Source organism: Vibrio sp. SCSIO 43097 (genome assembly GCF_023650755.1).
Lineage (GTDB): Bacteria > Pseudomonadota > Gammaproteobacteria > Enterobacterales > Vibrionaceae > Vibrio > Vibrio alginolyticus.
The window spans coordinates 1-12,620 of record NZ_CP071841.1; the positions used below are offsets into that span (position 1 = coordinate 1).

General features: G+C 45.2%; 8 protein-coding genes. 7 read left to right on the forward strand and 1 reads right to left on the reverse strand.

Features of this window, described 5'->3' with window-relative positions:
* Positions 1-191: 191 nt before the first annotated feature.
* The 7 genes from J4N40_RS16440 (at position 192) to J4N40_RS16470 (ending at position 12,012) form a co-directional block, all read left to right on the forward strand.
* Entirely contained in the window at positions 192-1,763 is a 1,572-nt protein-coding gene (locus J4N40_RS16440; protein ID WP_250654583.1) for an ABC-F family ATP-binding cassette domain-containing protein, read from the forward strand.
* 206 nt (positions 1,764-1,969) lie between these two features.
* Positions 1,970-4,129: a prolyl oligopeptidase family serine peptidase gene (locus tag J4N40_RS16445; protein WP_017635248.1), complete on the forward strand. Its 2,160-nt coding sequence runs from the start codon at positions 1,970-1,972 to the stop codon at positions 4,127-4,129.
* A gap of 527 nt (positions 4,130-4,656) precedes the next feature.
* Positions 4,657-5,448 (forward strand): hypothetical protein, encoded by a 792-nt coding sequence (locus J4N40_RS16450; protein WP_250654584.1) that lies wholly within the window; start codon positions 4,657-4,659, stop codon positions 5,446-5,448.
* A gap of 90 nt (positions 5,449-5,538) precedes the next feature.
* Positions 5,539-6,681, forward strand: a complete 1,143-nt coding sequence (vmeP, locus tag J4N40_RS16455) for an efflux RND transporter periplasmic adaptor subunit VmeP (RefSeq protein ID WP_017635246.1) — start codon at positions 5,539-5,541, stop codon at positions 6,679-6,681.
* A gap of 10 nt (positions 6,682-6,691) precedes the next feature.
* A complete protein-coding gene (gene vmeQ / locus J4N40_RS16460) occupies positions 6,692-9,838 on the forward strand; it encodes an efflux RND transporter permease subunit VmeQ (RefSeq protein ID WP_250654585.1) in 3,147 nt (1,048 codons plus the stop codon).
* A 114-nt stretch (positions 9,839-9,952) separates the two neighbouring features.
* Positions 9,953-11,038: an OmpP1/FadL family transporter gene (locus J4N40_RS16465; RefSeq protein WP_250654586.1), complete on the forward strand. Its 1,086-nt coding sequence runs from the start codon at positions 9,953-9,955 to the stop codon at positions 11,036-11,038.
* A gap of 176 nt (positions 11,039-11,214) precedes the next feature.
* A complete protein-coding gene (locus J4N40_RS16470; RefSeq protein WP_005385112.1) occupies positions 11,215-12,012 on the forward strand; it encodes a hypothetical protein in 798 nt (265 codons plus the stop codon).
* 47 nt (positions 12,013-12,059) lie between these two features.
* Here the strand turns inward: J4N40_RS16470 and speG are convergent, their stop codons facing one another.
* Positions 12,060-12,599, reverse strand: coding sequence for a spermidine N1-acetyltransferase (speG, locus tag J4N40_RS16475; protein ID WP_005375417.1), 540 nt, complete (start codon positions 12,597-12,599; stop codon positions 12,060-12,062).
* Between the last annotated feature and the right edge of the window lie 21 nt (positions 12,600-12,620).

A 12,620-nucleotide genomic window follows, 5' to 3' on the forward strand; every position in this document is an offset into this window, starting at 1 on the left:
TTACTTATTTTTTGGATCTGCAGGGTTAGTAGGCGTAGCTCACTTTCCGATATTTCTTTGCAACAAGACGACCTTTTGATTTGACGTTTATCGTCGAGCTTTACATAGAGCTTAATGCGTTTGTGCACGCGTTTTGTTGCAATCTCAAATCATAGCTACGGCTGTTGTCCCTGTCATACAGGAGGCAAATTATGCCAGTTTTACAAGCTTTTAATGTTAGCCATCAGTTTGATAATGGCGAGACGCTATTCCAGTCTATTTCTTGTTCCATGACTAAACGACGTGTTGGTTTGGTTGGGCGCAATGGCATCGGTAAGTCGCTTTTGGCTTCCATTTTGGCGGGCGAAACTCAGCCTGCCAGCGGTGTTGTGACTTCTCCCTCTTCTTTCATGATGTATCGCCAGCAGCCGTCTGATTTGCTTTCAGGTCAGCAATCGATCGCCCAGTTTCTGGGAACAGACTCGGTCTTACATGCTTTGAAGCAGATTGAACAAGGTGATGTTTCTGAGCATTGGTTCGAACTGGTTGGCGAACAGTGGGATATTGAACAGAAACTCAAACAGCAGCTTGCTGCGATGGGCTTGCCGCAAGACCCTGATTTCTCTTGTGCTCGGCTCAGTGGGGGGCAGTTGGCGCGTTTGCAGTTATGGCAATTGTTTGAAAACGAAGCGGAGCTTTTGATTCTCGATGAGCCATCCAATCACCTCGATACCGAGGCGAAACAATGGTTGATAGAGTCTATGAGGCATTTCGGTGGCGCGATTTTACTCATCAGTCACGATCGCGATCTGCTTCGAGCAATGGAGGAAATTTGGGAACTCTCGGGCCTAGGCTTACAGGTTTTTGGTGGAAATTACGATGTGTATGCCGAGCAAAAACGCACTGAGTTACAAGCGGTCGAAAGGCAGTTAGCGCAGGTCGATAAACACAAAAAACGGTTAGCTGAGCAAGCCCAGAAAAATCGCGAAAAAGCAGACCAACGCGCCGCGCAAGGGAACAAACTGCGCAAAGACGGCAGTCAGCCCAAAATTTTGCTTGATGGCAAAAAGGATAGCGCGACCGCCAGCGCCTCAAATCGCAATAAGAATGAGCAACTCAGACAAGCGCATTTACAAGCCAAAGAGCGGGCGTTGCAATCGCGACATGAGCAGCTCAAAGCGCAAAAGTTTTATCTTGCAGATAATCCGAACCGTTCGAGAAAAGTGTTGTCGATACAAGAAGGTATATTGCCTTTTGGGGATTCTACTCCTATCACTTTGCAGATTTTTGCGAACGATAAAGTCCATCTCAAAGGGAAAAATGGCTGCGGAAAGTCAACCTTGTTAAAGACGTTGCTTGGCGAGTTATCATTGCAGAGTGGTGAGTTGCAAGTGAATACGCCTTTGTATTATCTCGACCAACATTTTGGTGCAGTGAATCCAAATCTTTCGTTACTTGAGAACGTAATGGAGAGCTGCCCAGAGATGACGGAAAGTGAAGCGAGGACCTTATTGGCCGGGATCGGTTTTCGTCGAGATGCAGTGTTTCGATTGGGGCGCCTACTGAGCGGTGGCGAGAAGATGAAGCTCGCGATGCTGATAGTCAGCCACCAAAATTCTCAGCCTTTGCTGCTGCTTGATGAACCAGATAACCATCTCGACCTCGAGTCAAAAATAATGCTTAGTCAGGCGTTAAATGTATACAAAGGTGGATTTGTTCTGATTAGTCACGACCAAGATTTCGCTTCTGAGTCTGGGGTTTTGCGCCAAATCGAGCTGACTTAGACGAAAGAGAGTAAACGCCATCGTGGCTCTTCAGTATTGTTCCCAAGTTCTACACTTCCACTTACTAGTTTGTAGAACTGGAAGGAAATGAGGGAGTTAGGATGGCTTTCACAACTCGTTTAATGAAATTAGATTCATTTTGTCGATATATAGTAGAGTTCTGATGTATTGCACAAAAAGACAACAGAAAAATAAAAAGGAATTTCATGAAAAAGAACACCCTAGCACTCACAACGGCTCTCGTACTCGGAAGTGTGTTGTCTGTGGCGTATGCAAATGAAGCGGCGCAATCGTCGGTTGAACAGGTAACCCCGAAAACCATCACGTATCCAACCACACAAAAAGTGGATGTTGTCGATGACTACTTTGGTACAAAAGTGAGTGATCCTTATCGCTGGTTGGAAGACGATCTCAGCCCAGAAACCGCAGAATGGGTTAAGGCACAAAATGCAGTGACGTTTGATTATCTGTCGAAAATCCCTTACCGCGAGCAGATTGAAGAGCGCATCACTAAGCTCATGGACTACGAAAAGCAAAGCCAACCGTTCAAAGAGGGTAAGTTCACTTATTTCTACAAAAATGACGGGCTACAAAACCAAGATGTGCTTTATCGGCAGTTAGGTGATGGCGAAGCAGAAATTTTCCTCGATCCAAATACTTTTAGTGAAGATGGCACCACATCGTTAGCGGGAGTGAGCTTTTCACGTGATGGTTCTTTGGTTGCATACAGCATTTCGGAAGGCGGTAGCGATTGGCGCAAAGTCATTGTGTTAGACACAGAAACCAAAAAGCCCGTCGGCGAAACGCTGGTGGATATTAAGTTCAGCGGCATCAGTTGGCTCGGCAATCAAGGTTTCTATTACTCAAGTTATGACAAGCCAAAAGGGAGTGAACTTTCCGCGAAGACAGACCAACACAAGCTCTACTTTCATAAACTTGGAACGAAACAAAGTGAAGACCAATTAATTTTCGGTGGTGTAAAGGACGAAAAGTATCGCTACGTTGGGGGTTACACGTCGGAAGATGAACGCTACTTGTTTATCTCAGCCAGCGTATCGACGTCGGGCAACAAACTGTTCTTCAAAGACCTGAGTAAGCCAAATAGCCCGCTGAAAACCATTTTAGATAACACCAGTTCTGATACTTGGGTGATAGACAACCAAGGCACGAAGCTGTACTTGGTTACGAACCTTAACGCGCCGAACAAACGCGTCGTGACGGTGGATGCGAGTCAGCCGCAGCCCAAAAACTGGAAAGATTTGATTCCTGAAACAAAGAATGTGTTACGCGTTTCTACCGCGGGTGGCAATTTGTTTGCGAGTTATATTGTTGATGCGATCTCGATGGTGAAGCAATACGACATGAACGGCAAACTCATCCGAGAAATCAAATTGCCTGATATTGGCAGCGCATACGGTTTCTCGGGTAAAAAAGATGAAACCGAAGTCTACTATTCTTTCACCAACTACAAGATGCCAAGCACTACGTATCGTCTGAACATCAAAGATGGTGATAGCGAGGTGTACTACAAATCTAAAGCGCCATTTGATCCAGCTTTGTATGAATCTCGCCAGGTGTTTTACACCTCAAAAGACGGAACAAAAGTGCCGATGATCATCACCTATAAAAAAGGGACACCGATGGACGGCAGTGCACCAACCATCCTATATGGTTATGGCGGTTTCAACATTAGCCTCACGCCATCTTTTAGCCCGACACGTGCGGCTTGGTTAGAGCTTGGTGGTGTTTACGCGGTAGCGAACATTCGTGGTGGTGGGGAATATGGCAAAGAATGGCACAACGCTGGCATTCAAATGCAAAAGCAAAATGTGTTTGATGACTTTATTGCTGCGGCTGAATTCCTAATTGATGAAAAGGTAACGTCATCAAACAAGTTAGCCATTAACGGTGGATCGAATGGTGGCTTGTTAGTAGGGGCCGTTATGACGCAACGTCCAGAGCTGTTTAAAGTGGCGCTGCCAGCAGTCGGCGTACTGGATATGCTGCGTTACCATACTTTTACCGCAGGTGCTGGTTGGGCGTATGACTACGGCACGGCAGAGCAAAGTAAAGAGATGTTCCAATATCTGAAAAGTTATTCGCCGGTGCACAATGTAAAAGCAGGGGTGGAATACCCAGCAACATTGATTACAACCGGTGATCATGATGACCGTGTTGTTCCTGCTCACTCATACAAATTTGCTGCTGAGTTGCAATCGAAGCAAGCGGGTTCAAATCCGACCTTAATTCGCATCGAAACCAATGCAGGACATGGTGCAGGCACACCAACGCGTAAAATAATTGAGACAAATGCAGATATTTATAGTTTTGCACTGTTCAATATGGGAATAGAGAAACTGCAATAGTGCGAATTGTTTGCGTTTTAGTTATCGAAACGCATCGGCGATTTATCGCTCGATAATAAAAGGGAATCACAGAGAGTGATTCCCTTTTTATTTATTATAGGCCTACTATTCTAATCTGATACTAGGCTAATCAAACTAAGGTTTTTAAATTATTATAATGTTCTAATTAATCTGAAGAGTGTTGTACGATCGAAATGAAACATTGATCGCGATCACCTAAATACATTGCACTCTCTATTTATATGGTAAAATTAATTAATCATTTGTTATAATGATAATTGAATTTTCATAAGTTTTAATATTTCCTTCTTCATTGGTATTACCAAATTTCAAGTTATATAAGATATAAGTAGCGGTGATTGAACTTTTACGATGCTTTATTTTATTTTAATTAAAACGTCGAATGTTTCGTCATTATTGAATTTGCTTTGATAATTTATGTTATCCAAAGCGAGTTGTGTTGCTTGCTATTTATGATGACCTCATGACGTGAATAATTTTATAATCATTAAAATGGATACAGTTTTATGAATTTAGTGAAACCGTCTGTTGCCATTATGGTTGCAGCCCTACAACTCGCGTCTTCTGCCTATGCGCAGACAAACAATAACGAAGAACTACAAGATATGTCTGACCCACTTGCGGTATACACCCAAGCTGGCTTTGGTATTACTGATAAAGGCGCGAACATCAAAATCGGTCAAACTTACCAATCTAGCCAGCCTGGTACCATGGCGATGAACATCATCGAAATGAAAGGCATTGGTGGTGAGCTATTTGGCATTCGCGACAATGACGATCCAATGTATGCCAATGTTGATGACAGCATTGACTCTTTCCGACTACGTAATTTCCAAGTAGAAGTCGCAAAAGGTCTAGGCCGTCAATTGGATGTAAACTACGATGTTGATAACGATAAATTAGATGCATCTTACAGCTTTATTCAAGGCCTACCTAAGTTTGGTATGTTGCAGTTATTTCCTTTAGCTGGTGCGGGTGTCACTATTGCTAATGATTTTAGTGATGATGACAAAGGTTATGAAATTCCAGGTACTTTCACCGTTGTCGGTATGTACTCAAAAATTGAATTAACCGATAAAATCTGGATTAACTACAACCCAATGTATATGCATGCATTGTCAGGGTCTAGTCAATATAAAGACACTTATTACGCGGGTGAAGATAATATCTTAACTCATGAGTTTGCGTTGTCTTATCAAATTAATCCTCGCGCTAATATTCGTTACTTTGCAAACTGGAATGAGCACGTTAATTTCGGTGATGGTGATCACCGTATCGAATTTAACTACCAATTCTAACTCCCTCGTTTATTTCCAGAATAGAAAGTGTGTTTATCCATATATTTAAATATTTAGGCTAGGGCACTTTCTAAATAAAGTAGGTTTATCATGAAAGCCAAATATAAATTTGCGTTGGTATCTATTGCTATATCTTCTGCATTACTATCAGGATGCAAAACTGGCGATATCGCAACGAAAACAGCCCAAGCACCCTCTGTTGAAACCGTTACCCTAACCGAAACAAAAATCACTCCTTATCATACTTTTATCGGTCGAACTGAAGCGGTAAATGACGTTGATATTATGCCGCGAGTCGGTGGCGAATTAACCGCGATTCATTTTAAAGATGGCGATATGGTCGAAAAAGGCCAATTGTTGTTTGAAATCGACGACCGTCCTTACAAAGCGGCACTGGCGTATGCAAAAGCGTCGTTGCAAAAAGCAAAAGCGCAACTCGTTCAAACTACGCGTGATGCAGAACGTGTGAAGAAACTCATCAAAGATAAAAGCATCAGTGAGCAGCAATACGATGACGCCATTGCCGCGCAAGCCGCAGCGATTGCTTCGGTAGAAGAGGCGAAGGCGACGCTGGTTTCAGCAAGGCTCGATCTTGAATTTAGCTCTGTGCGTGCTCCTTTCTCTGGTCGCGTGGGTTTCAGCAACTTCCGAGTGGGTGACCGTATTTCGAAAATTCAACTCGTTCCTCTTGTTTCGATCACTCAAGTAGACCCAATTCGCTTTGGCTTTGATGTGGATGAGAAGCTCTACCGCCGAGTAAGAAGTGCCATTGATGTGGCTCATCGTAACGATGACAAACTGGATGTTGATTTAACACTGACGCTTTCAGACGGTTCATTGTATCCGCTTGATGGCAAGATCTACGCCGTTGGCAATAAGATCGATTTAGAAACAGGCTCAATTCGAGCAGAAGCACAATTCGATAATCCAACTTACGCGCTTATGCCGGGTGAATATGGCAACTTGACCATCAAGCTGCGCAACAAAACCATTGATGGTTTGCTTATCCCATCGGCGGCTGTTCAGCAAGACCAAGCGGGTGACTACGTCATGGTGGTTGGTGATGATCACGTGGTGTCACGTCGTAACGTTGAACTCGGTCAGACCTACGGTGTGAAACGTGCTGTGCTGACTGGTTTGGCGGCTAACGAAAAAGTCATCGTCAATGGTCTACAAAAAGTGCGTCCGGGTGCAACGGTGAAAGACGTTGAGCTACAGAGTGAACAAGGCTGAGTGAGTACTGATGTTAAGTAAATTTTTCATTCACCGGCCGAAGTTTGCTTTGGTGATCTCACTGGCGATGACATTGATGGGTATGATCGCCCTGAAAGTCTTGCCAATTTCTGAGTATCCTCAAATCTCCCCAACGGTAATTACGGTGAGTACCATGTATCCGGGTGCAAACGCGGACGTGGTTAAAAAGACCGTAGCACAACCGATAGAAGCCAAAGTCAACGGCGTTGAAGACATGATTTACATGTCTTCTGTGATTGGTAACGATGGCTCATACACACTGCGTATCTACTTCCGAGTGGGCGCAGGTGGCGATATGGCGCAGGTTCGTGTGAACAACTTGGTGGCACAGGCGACGTCATCTCTACCACAAGAAGTAAACCAAATCGGTGTGACGGTTAAGAAGAAATCTTCCGACATGCTGGGCGTTATCACACTGCGTTCTCCGAAACAGTCTCACGACAGTATCTACCTTTCTAACTACGCGGATCTCAATATTGTCGAGCGTCTAAAACGTATCGACGGTATGAGTGACATTACGCTGCTGGGTAAGAAAGACTACTCAATGCGTATTTGGTTGAACCCAAATAAACTGGCTACCTTGAAGCTTTCTGCTAGCGATGTTATTGGCGCAATTAAAACGCAAAACATCCAAGTGGCGGCGGGTAAGATCGGTGGTATGCCAGCTCCGGGTGACCAGCAATATCAATATGTTTTGCAAACCAAAGGCCGCCTCACTTCTGCGGAAGAGTTCGAGAACATCATCATTCGTGCGAGCAAGAAAGGTTCTTTGATTCGCTTGAAAGATGTGGCTCGTGTGGAAGTTGGTGCACAAGGTTACGAAGCTGATGGTCGTATGAATAACGAACCAGCCGCCGTTCTGGCCTTGTACCAGTTACCGACCGCGAACGCGCTAGACGTGATGGAACGCGTGAAAGAGGCCATGACAGAGTACGAGAAATCGTTTCCTGGTGATTTGGTCTACGACATCGCGTATGACTCTACCGAATACGTAGAGACATCGATTGATGAAGTGTATGAGACGCTGGTGATTGCGGTACTTCTTGTCACCTTCGTTGTGTACGTTTTCTTGCAGAACTGGCGAGCGACCATCATTCCAACCTTAGCGATTCCGGTTTCCATTATTGCGACGTTCGCAATCATGGGCGTGATGGGCATGACCATTAACACGATCTCTTTGTTTGGCTTGATCCTCGCCATCGGTATCGTGGTGGACGATGCGATCATCGTGGTAGAGAACGTGGAGCGGGTTATCCATGAAGAGCATTTAGACCCGATTCCGGCCACGATCCAAGCTATGAAAGAAGTGACGGGGCCAGTATTGGCAACAACGCTTATTTTGTTGGCAGTATTCGTACCGGTTGCGCTATTGCCGGGTATTTCCGGTCGAATGTTCAACCAGTTCGCAGTCACCATCTGTGTGTCGGTGCTGATCTCTGCGATCAACGCATTAACGTTAACGCCAGCGCTTTGTGCGTTGATGTTGAAATCTACTCACTCGCAACCTATTGCGCCTTTGCGTGCGTTTAATCGAGGTTTTGAAGCAATAACGCGCAAATACCAAGGTTTAGTTGGCTTCTTGAGCCGTCGTATTGTGCTGAGTATCGGTGTGTATGGCGCGCTTATTGCGGTGCTGGCATTTGCGTTCATGACCGTACCTTCCTCTTTCGTACCAAACGAAGATAAAGGCGTGTTCATGGTCGAAATGCGTTTGCCAGACGCAGCAGCATTGCAGCGTACTGCACCATTAATGAAGAAGTACGTTGATGAGCTAAAACAGATGGAAGGTGTGGAGAACGTGGTTTCGGTTGCGGGCTTCTCGGTAATTAACATGGCGTCGATTCCAAACTCGGGCATGTTGATCATCAAACTGGATAACTGGAGCAAACGTAAAGACCCTGAGCTACACCAACGTGCGTTGATGAATAAAGTTAACCAAATGCTGAACTCAACGCCAGATGCCGCTTCGTTCGTTTTCGCGACGCCGGCAATCAAAGGTATGGGGGCGGTGGATGGTTTCAACCTTGTGTTGCAAGACAACTTAGGTCGTTCTCCACAAGAATTGGCAAAAACAACCGCTGATTTTGTTGCCCAAATCAACCAACTGCCTGAAGTGGCACGTGCGTTCTCGATTTTCCGTGCGAATATTCCGCAACGTTACATCGATATTGATCGCGATAAAGCGATTTCGATGGGCGTACCGTTGAATGAAATCTTCAGCACACTGCAAGCACAGTTGGGCGGCGCCTACATTTCTGACTTCAACTTGTTTGGTCGTTCGTACCAAGTGAAAGTGCAAGCAGAAGAGCAATACCGTGACAACATCGACGACATCAACCATCTGTTTGTTCGCTCAAGCTCTGGAAAAATGGTGTCACTGGCAACGCTAGTGAAAGTGAAGCCGATCTTCGGCCCTGATACTTTGTCGAACTACAACATGTTCAGTTCTGCAACCGTGAACGGTGCGCCAGCGCCAGGTTACAGCTCGGGTGATGTTGTAAAAGCCATTGAAAAACTGGCTGCGGAATCTTTGCCAAGTGGTTACTCGTACGAGTGGTCAGGCATGACTTACCAAGAGATGAAAGCAGGCTACATGGCACCAATCGCGTTCGCATTGTCTTTGCTGTTCACCTACTTGTTCTTGGTGGCTCAGTACGAAAGTTGGACCATTCCTGCTGCAGTAATGATGGCGGTTCCAGTCGCGATTCTCGGCGCAATGGGCATGCTACTGCTGGTGGGACAACCGTTCGATTTATACGTGCAGATTGGTGTGGTCATCTTGATCGGTATGTCCGCCAAAGTGGCGATTCTTATCGTGGAATTTGCCAAAGTTCTGCGAGAAGAAAAGGGCTTATCCATCATTGATGCTGCCAAAGAAGCTGCTCGAATCCGTTTCCGTGCAGTACAGATGACCGCATTCGCCTTCATCTGGGGGGTATTCCCGTTGGTGATTGCATCGGGTGCTGGTGCCGCATCTCGTCACTCACTGGGCTTTGCAGTGTTCGGCGGCATGATTCTCTCTACGTTTGTCGGCACGTTACTGACGCCAGTGTTCTTCGTGATGATGCAATCTCTGCGCGAGAAGTTTAAGCGAAAGAAATCCACTGAACTTGAGGTGAGCGAGCAACAACGCTGATTTCAACTTACTGACTCCACAACACCCCCACGTTGTGTGCGATTGGCCAATGCCTTTCATTGATATATAACCACCGTCGCAGCGTGGGTTTCCCAAACAATAATAGGTTTTAACATGAAAAATCTTTCAAAAATCGTCGTAGCGAGCTCTTTACTGACGTGTGCTGCTGCGCAAGCGGGTGGGTTATACCTTTACGAAACTACAGCATCGGATATTGGTTTGGCATCCGCTGGTATGGCGGCTCGTGCGCAAGATGCCTCAGTAATGGCAGCAAACCCGGCTGGTCTGGCGAATATTTCTGGTAAATCTTTCTCTGGTAACCTGATTGGCCTTTACGGTGACGCGCAATTAGACACGATGACTGGCGATGCGGGCAACGTGATTGGTTTTGTTCCTATGGCGTCGGCATTTTACAGCCAACAAGTGAACGACAAATGGACGCTGGGTATTGGTCTGTATGGCAACTACGGCCTTGGCCTCGAGTACGAAGGTCTTTTGAATAATCATTTAGATATCCCTACAGCAACGACGCAAGCCTTGACCATTCAACCTTCCGCTTCTTACCGCATCAATGATCACTGGTCTGTGGGTGCGGCGCTTGGCATTCAGTACGGTATGTATGAAGTGGAAACGAAGGGAGCCTTGAACTTCAATGACGAAGACCAAGATACTCAGCTCAACGGCCGAGTAGGTGTGCTTTATGAAGCAACACCAGGCACGCGTCTTGGTCTGTCTTACTCTTCTGAAACCGAATTTGAATTCGACAATAGTAACTCCATTGCTCCGCAACAACTGATCTTCAGTGCTTACCACGAAGTGAATGATGACCTAGCGGTGATGTGGAACGTGAACTGGCAAGACTGGAGCGAATACACAACCACGCTGAACGTAGAGACACAAGACACTTACCAAATCGCATTGGGTACTCAGTACAAACTGAATGAAAAAATGATGTGGAATGCAGGTTTTGCATTCGATACCAGCATGTATGAAAGTCAATCAAACGGTGACATTACCGTTCCTACTGGCAAGGCGTACCGCATTGGTACAGGCATTGATTACAAATTGGATTCAGAAAACTCAATTGGTTTCGCGTTTGAAGCGATCTTGATGGAATCGTCAGAAACGCCACGCTTACAAGCTGGTTTTGATGAGCCTGCTCTGTACTTCATGAGCATGAGCTACAACTGGAAAAACTAATCATTCCTAATCGCTAAAACGCCTTCCTTACAGGCCATTCTACCCTAACTACCTGCACTGGATGCTGTCACACCATCTAAGGTAGTTAGGGCGCTTCTGTCACATCCAGTGAGTGATGATTCAAAAAGTATCTGCGCAGCTAAGTACGGGTATTCAACATCTCAAAGGACTAAAAAATGAAAAATAAACTAGCGTTAGTGTGTACGACTTTGTTGGTCAGTACGCTGGCTCATGGTGCCGAGCATCGAGTAAAAGACAATAAAAACAAGTTGGCGGATGACCCAACAAAAGTCATCACGAAATTTGGCGCGTCGTACGCAAACAACTACGATTTTGATGATCAAAACATCTCATTCTCGGGCTCACTTGCGCTTGACCAAGCGCGCAAAATTAACCTGCGTATCAATGATGATGCGAGCGAGTGGCGTATTGGTGGCTCGTGGTTGTTTCCGGTCGGTATCGTGAACTTCAACTTCGGTAAAAATGAATATGTAAACGGCGCGGATCAAACCAACTACAGCGTTGGTACCTTTATGCCGCTAAGTTATTTCGGGATTGAGCCAGCAGGCTTCCAAATTTTCCCAATGGCAGGCTATACGTACAACACTGGTGATGTTCCTGTTTGTGACGGTGCAGAAAGTAGTCTCTGTAGCGAGCCTAACTTTACGGGGACGCCAAGTGCAGAGAATGGCTTCAACATGATGAGCTCTTCAGGCAGTAGCGGTTACGTTGGTGCATTTGCGCTGAAATCGTTTACCAAAGAGCTGACGTTAATCAGCTTCGCAGCAGGCACTTACGGCTCAGAAAACAGTGAAGGAGAGAACTACAAAGGCTTCTTTGGTGGTATTGGTCTTGGTTACCTCGTGAGCAAACGCCACTCTTTTAACGTAATGACGTTTGTCATGGACAACAACACCTATTTGGATGAAGCAGACAAGCGCATCGTGTTATCATATCAATATCAATTTGAATAAATAAAAACGCAGCCCAAATAGCTGCGTTTTTACTTTGATAGAATGAACTAGTGAATTGAGTTGTTTTCTTCGATCTTTTTCTGGTACTGGTGTTTTAATATATACATGCGCTTAACATCGCTGTAAGCGCCGTTAATAAAGTATTCTTCTACAAGGTGACCTTCTTCGATAAAGCCGCACTTTTTGTATAAGTGAATAGCGACTTCGTTATCCACTGCGACTAATAAGTAGATTTTACGTAGATTAAGAATTGAGAATGAGTAATCTAACGCACGATTAATCATCTCTGTCGCATAACCTCGGCCTTGATGCTCTGGGGCGATGATTATCTGAAATTCCGCGCTGCGGTGAATGTAGTTAATCTCGATCAGCTCAACTAAGCCAATTACGATGCCGTCTTCATCTTCGACGACAAAACGCCTTTCAGCGTCATCATGTATATGTTTTCGATAAAGTTCTTCGAGCTCGTCATAAGACTCGTAAGGTTCTTCGAACCAGTAGGCCATGATATTTCGGTTGTTATTCAGTTCATGAATAAAGCGCAAATCAGAACGCTCTAATGCACGCATTTTTAGGCCTTTCTTCATCATTTTTCTCCAATGAGGGCG